General features: G+C 50.1%; 17 protein-coding genes and 4 tRNA genes. 3 read left to right on the forward strand and 18 right to left on the reverse strand.

Features of this window, described 5'->3' with window-relative positions:
* Positions 1-3: 3 nt before the first annotated feature.
* The 15 genes from L2725_RS17750 to L2725_RS17820 all read right to left on the reverse strand — a co-directional run bounded on the left by L2725_RS17750 (position 4) and on the right by L2725_RS17820 (position 12,653).
* Positions 4-79 (reverse strand) — tRNA-Lys (locus tag L2725_RS17750).
* 121 nt (positions 80-200) lie between these two features.
* A tRNA-Lys gene (locus tag L2725_RS17755) sits at positions 201-276 on the reverse strand.
* A gap of 41 nt (positions 277-317) precedes the next feature.
* Positions 318-393, reverse strand: a tRNA-Lys gene (locus L2725_RS17760).
* Between the two features lie 86 nt (positions 394-479).
* Positions 480-555, reverse strand: a tRNA-Lys gene (locus L2725_RS17765).
* Positions 556-691: 136 nt separating this feature from the next.
* Positions 692-1,438, reverse strand: a complete 747-nt coding sequence (gene ybgF / locus L2725_RS17770) for a tol-pal system protein YbgF (RefSeq protein ID WP_115138245.1) — start codon at positions 1,436-1,438, stop codon at positions 692-694.
* Positions 1,439-1,459: 21 nt separating this feature from the next.
* Positions 1,460-2,005 (reverse strand): peptidoglycan-associated lipoprotein Pal, encoded by a 546-nt coding sequence (gene pal, locus L2725_RS17775; RefSeq protein WP_115138244.1) that lies wholly within the window; start codon positions 2,003-2,005, stop codon positions 1,460-1,462.
* A 29-nt stretch (positions 2,006-2,034) separates the two neighbouring features.
* Positions 2,035-3,363, reverse strand: coding sequence for a Tol-Pal system beta propeller repeat protein TolB (gene tolB, locus L2725_RS17780; protein ID WP_249250198.1), 1,329 nt, complete (start codon positions 3,361-3,363; stop codon positions 2,035-2,037).
* Positions 3,364-3,372: 9 nt separating this feature from the next.
* Positions 3,373-4,287 carry a cell envelope integrity protein TolA gene (gene tolA / locus L2725_RS17785; RefSeq protein WP_428985301.1) on the reverse strand — a complete coding sequence of 305 codons (915 nt, stop codon included), beginning with the start codon at positions 4,285-4,287 and terminating at the stop codon, positions 3,373-3,375.
* A gap of 22 nt (positions 4,288-4,309) precedes the next feature.
* Positions 4,310-4,747, reverse strand: a complete 438-nt coding sequence (gene tolR / locus L2725_RS17790) for a protein TolR (protein WP_115138242.1) — start codon at positions 4,745-4,747, stop codon at positions 4,310-4,312.
* A complete protein-coding gene (gene tolQ / locus L2725_RS17795; RefSeq protein ID WP_248937699.1) occupies positions 4,747-5,436 on the reverse strand; it encodes a protein TolQ in 690 nt (229 codons plus the stop codon). Before tolQ ends, tolR begins: the two co-directional genes overlap by 1 nt.
* Complete coding sequence (ybgC, locus tag L2725_RS17800; RefSeq protein ID WP_248937698.1) at positions 5,426-5,824, reverse strand: tol-pal system-associated acyl-CoA thioesterase; 399 nt, start codon at positions 5,822-5,824, stop codon at positions 5,426-5,428. The genes tolQ and ybgC overlap by 11 nt, the downstream gene beginning before the upstream one ends.
* A 166-nt stretch (positions 5,825-5,990) precedes the next feature.
* Positions 5,991-8,153, reverse strand: a complete 2,163-nt coding sequence (locus L2725_RS17805; protein ID WP_249250201.1) for a prolyl oligopeptidase family serine peptidase — start codon at positions 8,151-8,153, stop codon at positions 5,991-5,993.
* Positions 8,154-8,822: 669 nt separating this feature from the next.
* Positions 8,823-10,316 (reverse strand): trehalase family glycosidase, encoded by a 1,494-nt coding sequence (locus L2725_RS17810; protein WP_249250202.1) that lies wholly within the window; start codon positions 10,314-10,316, stop codon positions 8,823-8,825.
* 1 nt (position 10,317) lies between these two features.
* Positions 10,318-11,565: an MFS transporter gene (locus L2725_RS17815; protein WP_249250204.1), complete on the reverse strand. Its 1,248-nt coding sequence runs from the start codon at positions 11,563-11,565 to the stop codon at positions 10,318-10,320.
* A gap of 86 nt (positions 11,566-11,651) precedes the next feature.
* Entirely contained in the window at positions 11,652-12,653 is a 1,002-nt protein-coding gene (locus tag L2725_RS17820) for a LacI family DNA-binding transcriptional regulator (RefSeq protein WP_249250205.1), read from the reverse strand.
* Between the two features lie 242 nt (positions 12,654-12,895).
* Between L2725_RS17820 and L2725_RS17825 the strand changes: the two genes are divergently transcribed.
* Entirely contained in the window at positions 12,896-15,163 is a 2,268-nt protein-coding gene (locus L2725_RS17825; protein ID WP_428985302.1) for a TonB-dependent receptor, read from the forward strand.
* Between the two features lie 43 nt (positions 15,164-15,206).
* Here L2725_RS17825 and L2725_RS17830 read toward each other — a convergent pair whose 3' ends face one another.
* Entirely contained in the window at positions 15,207-16,076 is an 870-nt protein-coding gene (locus L2725_RS17830) for a flagellar protein MotY (RefSeq protein WP_248937693.1), read from the reverse strand.
* A 147-nt stretch (positions 16,077-16,223) separates the two neighbouring features.
* On the opposite strand from L2725_RS17830, the gene rnt reads away from it, so the two are divergent.
* Complete coding sequence (rnt, locus tag L2725_RS17835) at positions 16,224-16,910, forward strand: ribonuclease T (RefSeq protein ID WP_249250206.1); 687 nt, start codon at positions 16,224-16,226, stop codon at positions 16,908-16,910.
* 41 nt (positions 16,911-16,951) lie between these two features.
* On the opposite strand, the gene L2725_RS17840 is transcribed toward rnt, so the two are convergent.
* Entirely contained in the window at positions 16,952-17,503 is a 552-nt protein-coding gene (locus L2725_RS17840; protein WP_249250207.1) for a hypothetical protein, read from the reverse strand.
* Between the two features lie 117 nt (positions 17,504-17,620).
* A complete protein-coding gene (locus L2725_RS17845; RefSeq protein ID WP_115138235.1) occupies positions 17,621-18,226 on the reverse strand; it encodes a peroxiredoxin in 606 nt (201 codons plus the stop codon).
* Positions 18,227-18,495: 269 nt separating this feature from the next.
* Here L2725_RS17845 and L2725_RS17850 point away from each other — a divergent pair, with 269 nt between their 5' ends.
* Complete coding sequence (locus L2725_RS17850) at positions 18,496-19,815, forward strand: Na+/H+ antiporter family protein (RefSeq protein ID WP_115138234.1); 1,320 nt, start codon at positions 18,496-18,498, stop codon at positions 19,813-19,815.
* The last annotated feature ends 137 nt before the right edge of the window (positions 19,816-19,952 follow it).

The following is a 19,952-nucleotide window of genomic DNA, read 5'->3' on the forward strand; positions in this document are numbered from 1 at the left end:
AAGTGGTGGGTCGTGAAGGATTCGAACCTTCGACCAATTGGTTAAAAGCCAACTGCTCTACCGACTGAGCTAACGACCCATATTGTGTTGTGTTCCGAAGAACGCTTTCCCAAAGGAAAGTGGCGGTCTTGAGCGTTTGCCTTAGACCAATTGCGCTGTTGAATTAGCAGCCAACTGCTCTTTCAACATCACAAAAATACTGGTGGGTCGTGAAGGATTCGAACCTTCGACCAATTGGTTAAAAGCCAACTGCTCTACCGACTGAGCTAACGACCCGTATTGTGTTGTGTTCCGAAGAACCCTTTCCCAAAGGAAAGTGGTGGGTCGTGAAGGATTCGAACCTTCGACCAATTGGTTAAAAGCCAACTGCTCTACCGACTGAGCTAACGACCCACAGGTATTATTGATGAAGACACGCGAGAGCGTGGACCCGATTTCAGCCCATACTATCTACTCAAGTATGAAGTAAGACACTGAAGTGGTGGGTCGTGAAGGATTCGAACCTTCGACCAATTGGTTAAAAGCCAACTGCTCTACCGACTGAGCTAACGACCCATTCATCATGCTTCGTTGCGGACTGTGCCGCTCCGAGGGCGCCTATAATACCTTTTTCGGCTTTGCATGCAAGTGCAAAATCCTGTTTTCATTTCGCTTGCCTGAAAAACAGACTAAGCGCATATTTTTTAATTAATTAACCCTTTAGGCCAGCTAATTGTTGACCAGCAATGCGGGCAGAAGAGGTATCAGCGTACTCACGTTGCACCTGCTGATAGAAGTTTTTGGCTTCTACCTTATCACCTGTCTTCTCAGCGATCAGGCCAAGTTTCAACAGACTATCAGCTCTTTTGTTGGAATCCTTGTAACGGGTGACCACGGCAGAGAATGCCTGCTTGGCTGCAGTGAAATCGCTCTTATTATAGAGAAGCTGTCCCAACCAGTAGTTGGCATTGGCAATCAAGGTGGAATTTGGGTATTGCTTGATGAAGTTATCAAAGGCAACGATGGCTTCATCATACTTACGTTCTTTGCGAACCAGATCCAAAGCATGTTGATAGCTGGCAGTTTCATTCAAAGTAGAAGTCGCTGCACCGGTACCTGTTGATATAGGCGCCGTGGCTACCGGAGTAACCGCCACGCTGTTTTTCTGAGATTGCAGCTGAGCAATTTCATCATAGAGCTGACGTTGACGTTCCAGCATCTGGTTAAGCTGGTAGTTTTGTTGCTCTACCAACCCCCGTAAATCCAGTACTTCCTGCTGCAGGGTATCTACCCGGCTTTGCAGTTCAAAATCAGCCTGTTGTTTGGCTTTAATAATACGTTCCAGTCGTGCCACTCTGTCGGTGGCATTGCCGCCTGCCAGATCTTCAACCGGTGCAGGTGCAGCAATTGCTGTACCTGCACTCATGAAAATCAAGCTGGCCAAAACCGCTTTTTTCATGTGTTGTGTTCCTGCCTGTTATCAGTAAACCAAAACCGCACGACGGTTCTTGGCAAAACCATCATTGGTGCGGGACAGATCCAGTGGCTTCTCTTCGCCATAGCTGACGATGCTCATCTGGCTTGGCAGTACGCCCATGCTCTGCAGATACTTGGCTACCGCCTTGGCACGACGCTCACCCAGGGCGATGTTGTACTCAGGGGTTCCACGCTCATCAGCATGACCTTCAATCAGTACGCGCACATTTGGGTTCTCAACCAGGTAATTACCGTGAGCCTGAATAATCTCCAGGAACTGTGGCTGAACTTCGCTGCGGTCAAAGTCGAAGTAGATGATGTGTTCTTTACGCAGTTCCTGCTCTTTCAACTGCTGCTGTTCTTCTGGTGTCAGGATCTGGCTTGCACTGCCGGTTTCAACACCACCGGATACCACACCGGAAGATGAACCAGTGTTGGAGCCCAGACTACCGCTGGCATCGGTTTCAGATTCGGACGTTGAGCTACAGGCGCCCAAAGCAAGCAGAGGCAAAGCCACAGCCATTGCTTTCAATAATTTGTTCAGTTCCATGTTTTTATCCTTTTCGTTTTAATCGTTAATCAGAGAAATGGGGACCAGGACGGTGATTTCACCTCTCCCTGCCCTGCTGGCAGTCGCGCCTTAAATCGACCATCCATTGAAACCGCCGCCAATACCTGTCGTCCGTTATGAGTAGTACCGTAAATCACCATGGTACCATTAGGTGCAGTGCTGGGCGATTCGTCCAGACGGGTTGAAGTCAGTACCTGCATAAATCCGGTTTGCAGATCCATGCGTGCAATATTGAACTTGCCATTGGTTCGGTTCACAAAAACCATGCTGCGGCCATCCGGGGTAATATTGCCACCCAGATTCCACTCACCTTCAAAGGTCAGTCTGGTAATTTTTCCGCTGGCCAGATCGACCTTATATATCTGAGGGCGACCACCACGTTCAGAAGTGAACAGCAAGGCGCGTCCATCCGGGAACCAGGAAGGCTCAGTATCAATGGCGTAGTGATTGGTAACACGCTTGATCGCGCCGGTAGCGATATCCACCACATAGATTTCCGGTTGGCCATCTTTAGACAGAGTGACCGCCAACTTTTTACCATCGGGAGAGAACACAGGCGCACCGTTGATGCCCGGGAAGCTGGTCACCTTTTTACGGGCCTGGGTGTAGATATCCTGCACGAAGATTTCAGCCTGACGGTTTTCAAAACTCACATAGGCAAGCTCACGACCGTTTGGCGACCAGGACGGCGACATCAGTGGCTCAGGCGAGCTCAGCAGCATCTGCTCGTTGTAACCATCATAGTCAGAGATCATCAGCTGATAAGGGTTGGACTTATTGTGATCCACCACCACATATGCGATACGAGTCAGGAAGGCGCCGCGAATACCGGTCAGCTTTTCAAATACGATGTCGCTGATGCGGTGACCGTATTGACGGAACTGAGAAGCAGAGATAACCGTTTCACGGGCGTCCAGTGACAAATCAGCTTTATCAATCTTGCCCTGAGCAACCTGCATCTGACTCTTGATCAGATCCACCAGCTCAAACTTCACCAGATACTGGTTGGTGCCATAGGGCTTGATGGAGCCCATTACCAGAGCCTCAGCATCAAAATTCGCCCAGGCTGCCGGGTCAAATTGCGACACCATGCTAATTCCCTGCTGTGGCAGCGAGATAACATCAACCGGCTTAAAGGTACCGCTGCGGCTGAGATCTGACATCACCACATTGGCAATCTGCTCAGGTACTGGCCCGGCTCCTTCCCACACAAAGGGCATCACGGCGATAGGACGAGCCGTATCCACCCCTTCAGTAATCACAATGTCCAGTGCCGCTTTCGACGGCAGACTGAACACAATCAACATCAGGGCTAAAAATTTCCCCAGGATTTTCATGAGACTTCCTTAATTAAACTCAGGTTGTACTGTGAGATTGATTTCTTTGAGCTGCTGATACACATCCGCTTCAGGTGAAACCGGCAATCTGCCAGCCCGGTTGATGGCGGCTTCAGTGGCACGACATACTGTGCTGTCACCAGACAGAACCCGGCTTGCTGTCACAAAGCCATCCTTTGCCAAACGAATATACACCTGACAGGTCTTGCCCCGCATCGCTTCGTTCACCACCAAATTACGTTGAATAGTCGCTTTAATCATGGCGGTGTAACGGGAGACTTCAGATACAACCTGCTGATTGCGACGGGCAGCGAGCGCGGCCTGCTCTGCGGCCATGGCCTCTTCCATCTGACGCTCCTGCTCGCGGCGAGCAGCCTCTTCAGCCTGACGCTTACGTTCAGCTTCTTCACGGCGCTTACGCTCTTCGGCGGCTTTTTTGGCAGCGGCTTCTTCCGCTTTGCGCTTCTCTTCAGCTTTACGTGCGGCTTCTTCTGACGCTTTACGCTCAGCTTCTTTACGTTGGCGGTCAGCTTCTGCAGCCGCCGCCTTTTTCTTTTCTTCCTGCTCTTTCAGCTTGGCCGCTTTGGCAGCATCAGCAGCACGTTTGGTTTCAATCTCCTGCTGCTTGCGCTCGGCTTCCAGGTTACGGATACGCTGCTGTTCACGTTCACGGGCCTGTTTAGCCTCACGGGCCTTGCGGTCCAGCTCGTCCTGTCTGGCCTTTTCCCTGCGCTGCTCATCCAGCTTTTGCTGTTTAAGTTTCTCAACCTGAGCAGCCACCTTTTGCTGGTCAACGACCACGGCCTGAACGATAGGTTCCTGCGCAGCAGGTGTTGGTTTTGGCGGATCACTGGTAAAATCGACACCGGCCACCAGAATAGCTATCACGCCAAGATGAAGCCCTGCTGAAATCAGCATGGGCATAGTTAAGTCCTGCCTGGCCAACTCAGTTATCCTCCGGCGATTCAGTCATCAAGCCTACGGAAGGCACACCCGCCCCCTGCAGAGTGACCATTAACTGGATAACACGCTCGTAGGCGATAGATTTATCCGCTTTAACCACCACAGGGCGTTCTGGCTCCAATTGCACTATGGCAGCCACCCGGGTAGCAATCTCTTCCAGATCCAGAGTTTCACGACTGGAACTTGAGCCCACATCCAGATAGTAATCGCCAAACTCATCAATCGAGGCAACCACAGGCGGCTTGCTTTCAGCCGGTAAGGCTTCGGCTTCCCCCTGAGGCAAATCCACTTTCACCCCCTGAGTCACAATCGGGGCGGTTACCATAAAGATGATCAGCAGTACCAACATCACATCTATGTAGGGCACTACGTTGATTTCAGCGACCGGCCGGCGGCGCTTGCGTTGATATGCAGGCACCATTACACAGCTTCCTTCTCACTGTATGCCTGGCGGTGCAAGATGCTGGAGAACTCTTCCATAAAGTTGGCATAGGCCAGTTCCAGTTTTTCAACCTGAGTGGCAAAACGGTTGTAGGCGATCACCGCTGGAATCGCGGCAAACAGACCAATTGCTGTCGCAATAAGCGCTTCCGCAATACCCGGTGCGACCATAGCCAGCGTAGCGTTTTCCACCGCGCCCAGCGCGATAAAGGAGTTCATGATCCCCCATACGGTACCAAACAGACCTATGTATGGACTGACAGAGCCAATGGTCGCCAGCAGAGGCAGGTTTGCCTCCAGGGACTCAACCTCACGGTTAAGGGTAACGCGCATGGCGCGATAGCTACCATCCATCACAGCACCCGGAGTACGACCGCTGAGTTGGCTCAGGCGGGAAAACTCTTTAAAACCGGCAACAAACATGGCTTCCAGACCGGAGTTCTGATCGCCCCTGGCCTGCAGCTCGGTGTAAAGACGGTTAAGATCCACACCGGACCAGAATTTATCTTCAAACTTTTGCAGGCGCTGCTTCGCCGATGTCAGCAGGTTACGACGCTGGATAATCACAGCCCAGGACATAATGGACAGCCCCAGCAAGGTCAGCATCACCAGCTTTACCAACAAACTGGCTTGCATAAACAGCCCGATAAACGACATATCAGCGTGCACTTTGAAACTCCTGAACAATAAATGGTGGGATCGCATGAGGCTTCATGCGAGAGAGCTGAACGCAGGCGACCGTAATCTCCGCCTCACAATAGCACTGGCCGTCGGTATCCAACAGACGCTGATGAAACTTGAGAGTGGCCTTTTTCAGCATGGTGATTTCGGATACCACTTCGAGTTCCTGCTCAAAGCGCGCAGGACGGCGAAAGTTAATATCAGCATGGCTGACAACAAAGGCAATATCCTCAGCCAGCAACTCGGTCTGGCCGATACCCATAGCTTTGAGCCATTCCGTTCTGGCCCGTTCGAAAAATTTCAGGTAATTGGCATGATAAACCACACCACCCGCATCTGTGTCTTCGTAATAAACTGAAATAGGCCAATGAAACATAAGTACGGTACTGCAAATTCAGTGCGTTAAATGATGCCTAACTATACCTGCCATCCTCGGTGATGTGAATGCCACGCAGCACACGGAGCATACAGGTACAGGGCTTGTTTGCATTCAGACACAAAAAAGGGGCAAAAGTGCCCCTTTTTTATTTATTTTGCATTTGTTACAGACTCTTTGGCATTTTCAGACCAAAGTTTTCCCACAGGAATAGGTAGATATCTGCGTACTCATCAATGCGCATAGCAGTAGGTTTACCCGCTCCATGTCCGGCTTTTGATTCTATACGCATAATCACAGGCGCATCGCCCTGCTGCTTTTGCTGCATCATGGCACCGAACTTAAAGCTGTGAGCCGGTACTACACGGTCATCGTGATCAGCCGTCATCACCATGGTTGCCGGATACTCACGCTCGGTGACATTGTGATATGGCGAGTAAGCCAGCAGAGTCTTGAACTGCTCAGGGTCTTCCGCACTGCCATACTCGCTGGCCCACGCCCAACCAATAGTGAACTTGTGGAAGCGCAACATATCCAGTACGCCTACGGCTGGCAGTACCGCTGAGAAAAGTTCAGGACGCTGTGTCAGGGCCGCGCCCATCAACAGGCCACCGTTACTGCGACCATAAGCACCCAGCTTGCCTGAATTGGTGTAACCCTGATCAATCAGGTATTCGGCGGCAGCATAATAGTCATCAAATACATTCTGCTTTTTATCCAACATACCGGCCTTGTGCCAGGCTTCACCGTATTCAGCACCGCCACGCAGGTTAGGAACTGCATACACACCTCCCATATCCATCCAGGCGATATTGGCCGGGCTGAATCTTGGTGTCAGTGAAATGGAGAAACCGCCATAGGCGTACAAAAGTGTCGGGTTGTCGCCATCACGCTTCATTCCCTTCTTGTAGGACACCATCATAGGTACACGGGTACCGTCTTTGCTGGTGTAGAACACCTGCTCAGAGACATAATCATCCGGGTTGAAAGCGACTTTTGGCTCGGCAAATACTGTGGACTCGCCGCTGCGGAAGTCATACTTGTAGATGGTGGAAGGCTGAACGTAAGAGTTGAAGCTGTAATAGAAGTAATCTTTGCTGCGCTTACCACTGGCACCGGATACATTGCCCTGCCCCGGCAATTTGACATCCTGACGCTTCACGCCGCCCATACTATAGATGGACATCTTGCCCAGTACGTCGTGCATATAGGTCACAACGAAGTGATCATTAACAATCTCCACCGAGCGCATGGTGTCTTCGTTTTCCGGGATCAGAGTTTCCCAGTTAGCCTTGGCAGGCTTGTTAACATCGATAGCAATGACTTTGCCTTTTGGCGCATTAAGGTCGGTCTTGAAATAGAAGACTGAGCCATCGTTACCCACAAAGCTGTACTCAGCTTCCAGATCCTTAATCAACTCAACCACAGGCGCATCTTTTTCTGTCAGCGACTTATAGAAGAAGCGGTTACGGGAATCTGTGCCTTGAGAGACAGAAATCAGCAGGTAATCGCCTTTATCCGATACCGTGCTGTAAAAGCCCCAGTCTTTGTTCTGAGGACGTTCATAGATCAAGATATCTTCGCTCTGATCTGTTCCCAGCTTATGGTAGTAAACCTTCTGGTTGAAGTTGACGTCCGCCAGCTTGTCACCGCCGGCCGGCGCATCATAACGGGAGTAAAAGACGCCTTTGTTATCGTGGTCCCACTGGGCAGAAGAGAACTTAATCCACTCCAGTGTGTCTTTCAGCATTTCACCGGACGAAACATCTTTGAAGTACCACTGCTGCCAATCTGAACCTGACTTGGATACACCGTAAGCCAGGGTGTTACCATCATTGCTGACAGACAGGCCTGAAAGTGCAATGGTACCGTCTTTAGACAGATTATTGGGATCCAGCAGTACCCGCTCATTGCCATCCTTGCCTTTCACATAAAGCACTGACTGTGCCTGCAGGCCATCATTACGGAAATAGAATTGGTTATCACCATATTCAAATGGCGCAGAGACCTTCTCGTAGTTCCAAAGTTCGGTAATACGGTCCACCAGCACCTGCTTACCTGGAATCGCCGCCAGGTAATTGTTGCCAAACTCCTGCTGCTCGGTTACCCAGGCTTTGGTTTTCCCATCATTCACTTCCAGAAAACGATAGGGATCAGCAACGTCGACACCATGAATGGTTTCAACCAGATCATCGGCAGCTGTAGTTGGGTAGGTAATTGCAGAGGCTTGATTGTCGACACTGGCTGTGTCGGTAGACTGGCAGGCGCTCAAGGCACCGCCCAAGAGCAACGCCAGAGCGCTGCGCTTCATTCCTGTAAGAGTCGTCATCGTGATTCCTTGTTATCTTTCTTATGTCATCAGCACTGCTTGAAAGGGCAAAAAATACAGGCTTTGCCCAGCATCAATGCCGATTATTTCGCCGGCGTCCCTGTGCGCCAGGATTTCGCTACTATACAAAGAATTGATAACAAAGCAACGCCGCACGCGGGGCGGGAATGTGAGTAAATGTAATATCAGCAGAGGCTCAACAAAAACAATCGGATAAAGCCAGGTCCAAAAATGCTGACAGCCGTCAGAAAACAGGGGGAAAATCTTTATTCGACAAATTGAAATTTCAACATTTAACAATCTATTTTCATAATCCGGGAACGGAAACCGAATAATTATGCAAATCTGCTGAAAACCAACGCGATTAAAGCGATTCGAGTGACTCAGCGTGACTGAGATCACCGAATTTATCATTAGATTTATTTATCTGAAATTGGAATTTTTCTCGTTTGTTCAGTCGAGAAAATCGGCCTAGAATTCACCTCGTTTTCAGGAAGCTCCCGCCGATTGCGGGCAGTGAAAACAAGAACTTCAGACTTGTGTGAACTCTTCACATCTGTCTATCCCTGGTTCTTATGCTTGACTTCCTTCCTTCAATTTGTTGATTGCAATGCTTTAATTTGCAGCCCGCTACCCCTGATAGCGGGCTTTTTTTTATCTCAAATCTGCCTAAGCCTCATTCAAAAGACGATAAAACTGCGCAGTAATACCATTGGTCCAACCAAAGCCCTGCTGCACCCTGTACTCACCGCCACCAGCCAACTGTCCGGGTTCACATACATTATATTTTTCAAGCAGACAGGCATGCAGATTAAAGTCAGTTTCCACCATATCCAGCCACCGACGCATAATTAACCCGGCCAGCGAATGATGCTGATAATTCTGCAGCCCCTTTACGGCAAGCCACTGCAGAGGTGCCCAACCATTGGGGCTATCCCATTGCTGCCCGGTAGTATGCAGTGTCGTCACTAACCCTCCGGCTTTTAAAAAGCGGTTTTGCAGATTTGCGGCCATTCCACAGGCCTTATCTTCAGTGACAATGTTTGCAAACATCGGCAGTACACCGGCCAGAGAAACAGAGCCAGTATGTTGCCAGTCCCGGATATCAAGATCCATAAACCAGGCTTGTTCGGCTGACCAGCAGTATTTAAGTATGTTGGCTTTCCGCTGTTGGGCCCTGACTCGATACTCAGTCTGCTCAGATGCATTCAGCGCCTCTCCCAACCTAAGCAGCATCATCTCCGTCAGGTACAAAAAGGTATTAAGATCAACCGGGACTCTGGTCGTAGTGGCGATAGAGGCCAGATCACCGGCATCATCGAGCCAGCGACTACTGAAATCCCAGCCCGATTCGCAGGCTGCACGGATATCCAGATAGAAGCTGTCCCTGCGCTCTTCCGGTATTCTGCAGGCCAACTCAATATCTTCGCGGTATGACTCAGGGCGGGGACCGGATCTGTCGTCCCAATAACGGTTCATGATCGCACCACAGGGCATGCGGACTACCCGTCGAAAACCAGTTAGCTGCTCAGAAACTACGCCCTCTCCTGCCATCCAGAAGTCATATTCTGTACGCAGCCCCGAATAACACGCCGCCAGCCAATCAGGCTCCTTGCTGCGCCGCTCCCACAACAGTTCGATCATCAAAGCCATTATTGGTGGCTGGGATCGGCCAAGGTAATAACTCCGGTTACCGTTTGGCACATGTCCATGGGTGGCAATCAAATGCAGAAAATTATCCAGCATATCCTCTATCTGTTGGAAACAGCCTGCATCTTTAAGCCCAAGCGCCGTGAAATAGCAGTCCCAATAATAGATTTCATTAAAGCGTCCCCCTGGCACGATATAGTCGTGGGGCAAAGAAAGCAGAGAGCCAAGATTGCCCTTGCTCGCCTTACGTGCAAGCCGGGGCCACAGCGCCCGAATATATTCAGTGACCGAATGGCAATCAGGCAGCGCCTGAAGCTCAGGAGAGTCTGCAAAAACAAAGTGTTGATGAACAAACCGGGTTAACGACTCCCTCGACTGCTCTGGCTTTTCCGCCAGGAAAGCTCTCTCTGCTGCGTCCCAGCTGTTTTTAGGGATAGCATCAGCAAACGTCTTGCTGTCTTCAAACAAGCCCGCCTGCTGCACGGCAATAAATAGATGGTTGATAATTGGCATATCAGGACCCCTGCAGCAGGTTTGTGGCTGGCGCCGTTAATCTGCGAAAGCCAATCAGACAAAAAAGCAGAATGATCATTGGCACTATGGTCAGCAGAAACGCCTGCTGCCCGCCGAAATGGTGAAACAGCCACCCTGTGATATAGGAGCCCGTTGTCCCTCCCAGTGCTGAAAACACCACAATCAAGCCTGTCATCGACGCATGCTGACTCTTTTCACGACTCGACAGGATTAAGGAGTTGAGGACCGGATACAGAGGAGCCATGACCAGGCCTATCAGGGGCATCACCCAGGCTGCGGCGGGAATATCGGTTAAGCCTGTGACCGACCCAGACACTGAAGGCTCAAAGGACAAAGCCAGTAATACCAACAGCGCCATCAGGAGCACACAACCGGTCAATAGTGAGAACCAGGGTATCCACTTCAGCAACAGTCCCGCAGCCAGCCGTCCAAGCGCCAGACTGGCGGCGAAAACACTGGTTAACTGAACACTGACCGATAAAGGTAACCCAAGATATTCATGGTTAAATGTCGGCAACCAGGTTCCTACCGCTTGTTCAATCAGGACATACAGAAAGGTACAAAACACAAACACCAGCACCAAAGGCTCGATGGCGAGACGAATCATCTGCATCCAGCTCTCCCTCAATCCGCCGGATACCCTGCCATCCTTGTTACACTGGGGCTCAGGCAAGGGAGTAAAAAGCACCAGGCCTCCGGTCAATAACAACATGCCTCCAAGGAGATAGTAGACATTCAGCCAATCAAACGACTGGGCTGCATCACCAAAAAACAGAGGGAACAACCAGTATCCAGACAGCACCCCAAGCATAAAGGTTCCCTCTATGGTAGAGAGTAAACTTGAGTGCGCGGCTTTGCTGTCGGATAACTCCCCCACCTGGGAGTAGACGCTCACTTTTACCAGGGCAAAGCTACTGCCTATGGCTGCAAACAGCAGCTTAATCATCCAGAAGTGGGGAATTGAGGGAACCACAACACACACAATAGACAGGGCTAACAAGGCGGTTGTAAGCGCTACTTTGTAGCCAATTCTCGGAATAAAGGAAGCCAGCAACAAAGACACCAGCGCGATGGGAATATCTTTAAAACCTTCAAGGCTGGCAGCCTGTGCTTTGGATACCCCAAATGACAACGTCGACTGTAAAATCACGGTCCCCACGCTGTTCATCAATATTGCAAACAGAAAGTAGCAACTGACTAGTGCGGCAATACTCCTTGCCCTGTGCATCGGCATCTCCAAAGCGGGTTAGTTCTGGAAAGCAGCCTAACAACCACCTCAAAACTTTGCAAACGTTTGCACGGCATCAACATTCATCAACTGGATTGCCGGCAGATAAGCTCAATCGGTAATTGCTCTGCACAGGCCTTATCCCCTTCGAGCTGAATCAATAACTTAGAGACCAAAGATTGGGCTGCCATACGAGTGTTTTGCGCTATCGTCGTTAGTGAAGGGTAGCTCACTTCAGCCATGGCGATGTTATCAAAACCTACAATCCTTACATCATTGGGGACACTGACATACCGCTCTTTCAAGGCTTTCATGGCACCAAATGCAACCATATCACTGCAGGCAAATACCCCGTCAAAATTAAGGCCGGCGCTTTGCAACCTCAGATTAATCGCCCTGTACGCCGACTCGCTGGTAAGGTCGATTGGCAGGAGTTCCAAACAGGCCTCGGCAGCCTCAAGCTCTCCCAGGCAGCCACGATAACGTTCACCTATCTCAGCGTGGTCGGGGTCGCCCAGAAACAGGATTCTCCCCGCCCCCTTTTCCAACAAATGGGTGGCAGCCAACTGGCCACCTCGAAAGTTGTCACTGCCCACAACCGGGTAATCGGACTCTGAGCTGGGGTCGCCCCAGGCAACCAGAGGTGTTCCTGCTGCAAACGCCCGCTCAATTTGGGTTTGCTGTTTGCCCTGGCCGACAACAATCACACCATCAGCCCTTCTGCCAGCGACAAAATAGCCGTACCAATCCTCTCCGGCCATGCGGGAATTGGACAGCAACAATTCATACCCCTGCTGGTTAACCGCTTGATTAATATCGCCAACCACCTTGAGCAGAAATGGATCGTCAATAGATTGCTCTGTCTCATAATCAAGATTAAGGATAACCGCGATGACATTGGTTTTTTGGGACCTGAGCCTGGAGGCCGCCGCATTGAGACTGAAATTGTGGGTCTTAGCCAAATCCTGAATACGCTGACGTGTTTCCGCTTTAATCAGAGGGTTGTTGTGCAAGGCTCTGGAAGCCGTAGAGGTAGATACACCAGCCAGTTTGGCCAGTCCGGCCAATGTCAGCTTATTTCCAGTCATCCAAATATTCCATTTAACTGCTTGCATATCTGCAAGTTAGCTGTCGAAGATTCGCCAGTATACCCCAGACACAGCAGAACACTTTGTAAATTTATTGTAACAAACCCATTGCAAACGTTTGCATAGAGTCTTATGTTAATTTCCGAGCCCTTAACCAGATATCGACTATGGTTTGGGTATCCAGCCCCTGTTAACTCGCTGGATAACAGGAGAAAAATAACAAAAGATATGGGGAAAACGCTGTGAAAAACAGATTCACCGTACCACTGCTCACCGGTCTGATAGCATCAATTTTAGGCACTGCGGGCCAGGCAGCAGAAAACGAAGAAGCTTCAAATAAGCAAGCCGCCAATAAAGATATTGAGACTATCGTGGTATCCGGCACGCCTGCCGGTAGTGGTATCAGAAAGTCTGAAGCCGCTTTTGCCGTCACCAATATTGATGCTGTTGATATCAATAGATTGGCCCCTAAAAGCACAGCAGATCTGTTTAAAGCTGTTCCCGGGGTTTGGGTAGAAAGTTCTGGTGGAGAGTCTGGAGCCAACGTGTTTGTCCGCGGCTTCCCGGGTGGTGGCGATGCGCCCTTTCTGACAGTCAGCCTACAAGGTTCTCCAATTTACCCCGCGCCAACACTGTCATTTCTGGAAAACTCTTCACTGTTTCGTCTGGATGAAACCATTGCCATGGTAGAAGCACTGCGAGGAGGCCCTAACCCTGTCGTCTCTAACGGCCAGCCTGGGTTAACCACCAACTTTCTGCTGAAAAGAGGCCGGGAAGAAACCGAAGGTTTGGTGAAATACTCCACCTCAGATTATGACCTGCAACGGGTCGATATGGTGCGGAGTGGCGAAGTGAGCGACGGCCTTTACTACATGATGGGTGGCTACATCAAACGCTCTCCCGGTATTCGCGATGCGGGCTTCACTTCAGAAAAAGGCCAGCAATTTACCCTGAATCTGGTGCAGGAACTGGCTGATGGCGAAATTAACTTTTATACCCGAATTACCGACGATACCGGCGCATGGTACCTGCCTACCCCCCTGAATATTGATGGCATAGACGCTTCATATACTCAGCTTGGTACCTTGAACCGGCAGGCCAGTATCTACTATGGCGCAGACGATGAGATGCTGGATATCGATCTTGCCGATGGTCGAGGCTGGGATGGACACATAACAGGTGGCAGTATTCGCTATTCCCTGCCGGGCGACTGGCAGTTTATCGATAGATTTAACCTGATTAAGGGCAATGCCAACACTCTTGGTTTGGTGCCCAATGGCGGCGCGGTCGCTTTGAGCTCTGTCGCAGACAACGGTACTGACGCAACCGGTGCCGTCACGGGCAATCACTATGGTGGCGATACTCAGGTACAGCAATATGGTCGCTGGGTCGTATTAAAAGAGATCGAAGCCTTTACCAATGATATGGCGTTCAGCAAGCGTTTTGACAGCATTGAGGCTTCACTTGGCTTGTACACGGCGACCACTTCAGCCAATGATTGGTGGAGTCTGGGTAATACCGCTTATATGGTGCTTGGCGGCAATAAAGAGGCTCTTGCCGGTATCGCCTGTAATAATGAAGCTCAGGGGTGTGCCTGGAACTATGACATTAACTCCACGGGAGATGCCCATACCTTCGCACTATACAGCACCTTGTCCTGGGATATCACAGATGCGGTTACGCTGGACCTTGGAATACGAAACGAAAAGCATGAGGTGGAATACAGTGTCGATGAAGGTCTGGATGGCAAAATCAGCAAATATGTGGACTATGATACCCGCAAAACCTCCTGGACGGCCGGCGTAAACTACCAATTCGACTCGAGCTCAGGTGTGTTTGCCCGGGTCAATAAGGGTTACAAAATGCCTTACTTTGACGACTTCAGAGACAACTTCGGCGCCTATGAGGCGGGTGAAGAACTGATCAAAGTAGTCTCTCAGGCGGAGCTGGGTTACAAGTTCATCGGCGATTCAATGAGCCTGTTTGCCACGCTATTTGCCAATGAGGTGGAGGGAGATACCTTTGTCCGTCGTCCCGGTGCGCCGGTAGAAACCCTCACCAACCAAGCACTGGGACTTGAGCTTGATTATAACTATGACCATGACTCCGGCTTCTCTGTGAATATGAACGCCACCTGGCAGGATACTGAAATTACCGACAGTCCTGACAACGAAGGCAAGCAAAGTCAGAGACAACCTCAATGGCAACTGAGAATTACTCCCAGCTATGAGTTTGAAATTGCCGATATGTATGCCTCTGTTTATGGCACCCTGACAGCAGTGGATGACAGGTTTGCCGACAACGCCAATAGCGTGGTGTTGGACGGATATGAAAAGGTGGATTTGGGACTGATGCTTGAACCTATGGAGTCCATCATTGTCCAGCTCTCGGTAGACAACCTGACGGACGAACAGGGGATCACCGAGGGTGACCCAAGAAACCCGTCCGCCCCCAATGGCAGATATATCTTGCCCCGAAGTGCGGTTTTATCTGTAACCTATTCTTTCTAAGTTAGAACATTAAAAAGCCCGGTTTATTTAACCGGGCTTTTTCTTACATAGGTTTGTTAATTCGTACCACTACCCTGCGGTTCAGCGCCCTTTCTTCACGCGTTCCATTGGGTCCTACCGGCCGGGTTTCACCGTGACCTGTCGTCAAAATGCGCTCTTCGGGAATGCCTTTGGCCATCAGAAACTCTTTAACCGATCCCGCGCGCCGTTCAGATACCCTCTTATTGACGCTGCGACCGCCATGACTGTCGGTATAACCATCAACCAACACCAGTTCCACCTCAGGATCATAGGTCAGGTACTCCTGTACTCTTGCCAGTTGTTGCTTGGAGAACTCAGTCAACTCACTGCCACCACTGTGATAGCTAAGTACAGTAAAAGCAATATCTTCAAAACTGTATGGCAGAAGCGACGACAGACAGGCTTTGAAGTCACTGTACTTATTGCCAAAATTAACGGCGGACAGACCTACGGCAACCTGATTACGCTGTTCATACCAATCGCCATAGTAAAATGTAGGTTCCATGCCACGCTCCAGCTCAGTCAGCATCGACCAGGCCGCCTTTTTCGGGACTTCGCCATTAAAATATTTTTGGTAGGTCAACGAGGTGATTTCCCGGGCCGGAATACCTGGGCGCCACTGAGGGGCGTTACTCATCAATACAGCTTTTGTTGCTGAGTCAGGCTTTACCCACATATCCAAGGTAAAGGCCATATTCAAATCTTTGCCCGCGCGACTAACAAAAACCGCTTTGCCATAGGCTGGAATATCATGTTCCAACCGACACTCTATGCGGGGGCTTTGGCTGAACTGCCACTGGGAATTTTCCAAACCCGCACGGTAGTGCCTGAGCTCTGCTGCCGCAGAAAAGGACACCGTCAGGCAAAGGAAACTTAGCAGTGTTCTGGTCATGTAATTTGCAACTCCCCGCAGATACTGGAAACTATTCTTGTATCGGCGAATTTATTGAAACCTTTAGACGATAATTCAATCAATCGAGCATGACACCCGAATCTATCTTTAGCATAATACCCGCTCGATTTTCTGCCTGAGTTTGTTATGAGCGACATTTGCGACGCAAATAAAATGAAACACCGTTTTCGCGGTTATTTCCCCGTGGTGATTGATGTGGAAACCGCAGGTTTCAATGCCCAAACCGATGCGTTGCTTGAAATTGCAGTGACTATGCTGAAGATGAACGATGAGGGCGTGCTGGAGTTGGATCAAACCCTGCACTACAACATCGAACCATTCGAAGGTGCCAATCTGGAACCGGAAGCTCTGGCTTTTAACGGTATCGACCCAAACAACCCTTTGCGTGGTGCTGTCAGCGAAAAAGAAGCTTTTCTGGATATCTTCAAAAAAGTGAAAAAAGCCCAGAAAGCAGCAGACTGTCATCGTAGCATTATCGTGGCTCACAATGCGGCGTTTGATCATGGGTTTGTCAGTAAAGCCATTGAACGCAATGACCTGAAACGCTCACCTTTTCACCCATTTGCGACATTTGATACCGCTACACTGGCAGGCTTGGCTATCGGCCATACTGTGCTGGCCAAAGCCTGTATGATGGCGGGCATTCCCTTTGACAATAAAGAAGCTCACTCAGCCCTGTACGACACAGAGCGAACCGCTGAGCTGTTTTGCTATATCGTGAATCGTTGGAAAGCCCTGGGTGGCTGGCCAATACCTGTCCTTGATGCTGAATCTGACGCACCAGGCAGTGACAGTGATAACACAGCAGAATAATTCATTCGCAGTGATAAAGAGCCGGACTTGAGTCCGGTTTTTTATTGGCTAAAAGCCTGCTGCGGCGTAATGCACTCGTCCACAGCAAGAGGCTGAGGCTGCTTCCAACTGGTCGTCCAACACTCATCATAAATGGAGCAATAGCAGAGCTTAAGCTCAGTTTCTGATGATGCCTTATGGAGTAAGGCAATCAGCTCTGGCTCATCACTGGACATCACCTTAATCTGTTTGGTCGCTGGCAGAACACTGGTTGAGATATGGGATTGGCCATAGTGAATCTTATCAGCGTCCGGCTTTTTGTCCCCTGCTATGCTGGCCATGTACTGATCCCAATGAATTTGAGGTTTGCCTTTCAGCGTCAGTTCGGCCCATTTTACCACTGCAGGTCCGGTACCATTATTGGTGACCAGATAGGCATAGACGTCAGAGTTAAATGATCTGCCCACCTCCAGCCTGGGCCAAACAGAGGCTCTGGCATAAGCTCTGTCGATATACGCTGAGTACAGCGCTACCCCCACGGCCACCAGACTGACCAGAAGTGCCGACAGCCCAACAATCATCTCAGGTTGTTGAAACCAGCTTTTATTTTCCATACCGCCCTGTCTCCCGATTTTTTAGAATAAGCTAATCAACGAGCGCGTCGGGTTCAAGACTGGCATAAAAAAAGCTGCCCGCAGGCAGCTTTAAAGGAACTTATCGCAGAATCCCTGTTACAGGTCGTCAGCGTTTTCAGACAGGTAAGAAGCTACGCCGTCTGGGTTGGCAGACATGCCCTTCTTGCCTTTTTCCCAACCTGCAGGACATACATCACCGTGCTCTTCGTGGAACTGCAGCGCGTCGATCATACGCAGCATTTCGTCAACGTTACGGCCCAGTGGCAGATCGTTCACTACCTGGTGACGAACCATACCTTCTTTGTCGATCAGGAAAGAGCCACGGAAAGCAACACCAGCTTCTGGGTGCTCTACATCATAGGCTTTACAGATTTCGTGCTTAACGTCAGCAACCAGAGTGTATTGAACCTGGCCGATACCACCCTTATCAACTGGGGTGTTACGCCATGCGTTGTGGGTGAACTGAGAGTCAATAGATACACCGATAACTTCAACGCCGCGCTTCTTGAACTCTTCCATACGGTGATCGAATGCGATCAGCTCGGAAGGACATACGAAGGTGAAATCCAGTGGGTAAAAGAACACAACCGCTGGCTTGCCCTTGATGGCAGCAGTCAGGTTGAAGTTGTCAACAATTTCACCGTTACCCAGCACAGCTGCTGCAGTAAAGTCTGGTGCCGGACGGCCTACTAATACGCTCATTGATTACCTCCATCTATGGATTGAGCTATTGGATTGTTCCTGTAAATCAATTGGCATTATAAGAGCTTCAATAGGCGTGACAACCTATTTAGGATCAATATCAAGGTTTTGCCGAATTTTTGATTCAAACCCGCGATTTCAGTGGGTTTATTATCCGGGCTCGCTCAAACAGTTCGCACTTTTTATGCAAACATACTTATATAGCTGGACATTGAGGCAAAACCCTGTAAAAACTATCGGCTTTGTCATCCTAGAATAAGAAATCCAATATGAATGCAGTCGTTGTCGCTGTGATTCTGATGCTGGGGTTAAGCCTGGCTCGGGTCAATGTCGTGATCGCCCTGACCATCAGTTCTCTGGTGGCCGGCTTGGTGGCGGGACTGGACCTGCATCAGACAATCAGCGCCTTTAATACTGGTTTGGGAGGGGGAGCCCAAATTGCCTTGAGTTACGCTTTGCTGGGGGCATTTGCCGTCGCATTGAGTCATTCCGGACTGACAACCCTACTGTCAAACAAGTTGATCCGCTCTTTGGGGAAAGAGCCGAACGACAGCAATACCAAGATGGTACGTTGGGGGCTATTGATGGCCCTGCTGGCAATGGCGATCTCTTCTCAAAACCTGCTACCTATCCATATCGCCTTTATTCCGATTCTGGTGCCGCCACTGCTGCACGTAATGTCCAAACTCAAGTTGGACCGTCGCCTGGTAGCCTGTGTACTGACCTTTGGTCTGGTCACCACTTATATGATTCTGCCAGTAGGTTTTGGTGGTATCTTCCTTAACGACATTTTGCTGGCCAACCTAAATCAGAACAGCCTGGGTGCGACCGCGGACCAGATCCCTCCGGCAATGTTGTTACCTGCATTGGGGATGCTGACCGGGTTATTGACCGCTGTGTTTATCAGCTATCGCAAACCGCGCGAGTACAATGAAAGCAAAATCCTGGCCGCAGAGCCGGAAGAGCAACTCAACAAGCGTAATATCTTTATTGCTCTGGTGGCCATTGCTGCCACCTTGTCTGTGCAGTTATATACCGACTCAATGATCTTCGGTGCGCTGGTCGGCTTTATGGTGTTCAGCTTCTCCGGTGCCCTTAAGCATGTGGCGGATCAGGATATCTTTAATCAGGGCGTGCGCATGATGGCCAATATCGGCTTTATTATGATTGCCGCTGCAGGTTTTGCCGCCGTCATTAAAGAGACAGGCCAAGTATCTACTCTGGTACAGGCTATCGAAGGTATGCTCGGTCCCAATAAAGCCCTTGCGGCTTTCCTGATGCTGGCGGTGGGTCTGCTTATCACCCTGGGGATTGGCTCTTCATTCTCTACTATTCCGATTATCGCCACCATATATGTGCCATTGGCGCTGAGCTTCGGTTTCTCGGTTCCCGCGACCATTGCACTTGTCGGTACGGCAGCGGCATTGGGTGATGCTGGTTCTCCGGCATCGGATTCCACCCTGGGCCCGACTGCGGGTTTGAATGCTGACGGCCAGCATGACCATATGCGCGACAGTGTGATCCCAACCTTTATCCACTACAACATCCCACTGCTGGTGTTTGGTTGGATAGCGGCCATGGTGCTGTAAGCCTGAAAAGGCTATACCATGAAAAGCCCTCTTGATTGAGGGCTTTTTTGTTTCACTTAAATCTGACGTCACAGATATTGTCAAACAACAGATAACAAAAAGGAGCCAATGAGGCTCCTTTTCCATTCACGCCAGGG

The organism is Shewanella corallii (assembly GCF_023349125.1).
Taxonomy (GTDB): domain Bacteria; phylum Pseudomonadota; class Gammaproteobacteria; order Enterobacterales; family Shewanellaceae; genus Shewanella; species Shewanella corallii.

Excerpts from the sequence above, each read along its gene's own strand:
- ybgF (WP_115138245.1), bottom strand. The coding sequence starts at position 1,438 with ATGAAAAAAGCGGTTTTGGCCAGCTTGATTTTCATGAGTGCAGGTACA.
- pal (WP_115138244.1), bottom strand. The coding sequence starts at position 2,005 with ATGGAACTGAACAAATTATTGAAAGCAATGGCTGTGGCTTTGCCTCTG.
- tolB (WP_249250198.1), bottom strand. The coding sequence starts at position 3,363 with ATGAAAATCCTGGGGAAATTTTTAGCCCTGATGTTGATTGTGTTCAGT.
- tolA (WP_428985301.1), bottom strand. The coding sequence starts at position 4,287 with ATGCCCATGCTGATTTCAGCAGGGCTTCATCTTGGCGTGATAGCTATT.
- tolR (WP_115138242.1), bottom strand. The coding sequence starts at position 4,747 with ATGGTGCCTGCATATCAACGCAAGCGCCGCCGGCCGGTCGCTGAAATC.
- ybgC (WP_248937698.1), bottom strand. The coding sequence starts at position 5,824 with ATGTTTCATTGGCCTATTTCAGTTTATTACGAAGACACAGATGCGGGT.
- L2725_RS17805 (WP_249250201.1), bottom strand. The coding sequence starts at position 8,153 with ATGACGACTCTTACAGGAATGAAGCGCAGCGCTCTGGCGTTGCTCTTG.
- L2725_RS17810 (WP_249250202.1), bottom strand. The coding sequence starts at position 10,316 with ATGCCAATTATCAACCATCTATTTATTGCCGTGCAGCAGGCGGGCTTG.
- L2725_RS17815 (WP_249250204.1), bottom strand. The coding sequence starts at position 11,565 with ATGCACAGGGCAAGGAGTATTGCCGCACTAGTCAGTTGCTACTTTCTG.
- L2725_RS17820 (WP_249250205.1), bottom strand. The coding sequence starts at position 12,653 with ATGACTGGAAATAAGCTGACATTGGCCGGACTGGCCAAACTGGCTGGT.
- L2725_RS17830 (WP_248937693.1), bottom strand. The coding sequence starts at position 16,076 with ATGACCAGAACACTGCTAAGTTTCCTTTGCCTGACGGTGTCCTTTTCT.
- rnt (WP_249250206.1), top strand. The coding sequence starts at position 16,224 with ATGAGCGACATTTGCGACGCAAATAAAATGAAACACCGTTTTCGCGGT.
- L2725_RS17840 (WP_249250207.1), bottom strand. The coding sequence starts at position 17,503 with ATGGAAAATAAAAGCTGGTTTCAACAACCTGAGATGATTGTTGGGCTG.
- L2725_RS17845 (WP_115138235.1), bottom strand. The coding sequence starts at position 18,226 with ATGAGCGTATTAGTAGGCCGTCCGGCACCAGACTTTACTGCAGCAGCT.
- L2725_RS17850 (WP_115138234.1), top strand. The coding sequence starts at position 18,496 with ATGAATGCAGTCGTTGTCGCTGTGATTCTGATGCTGGGGTTAAGCCTG.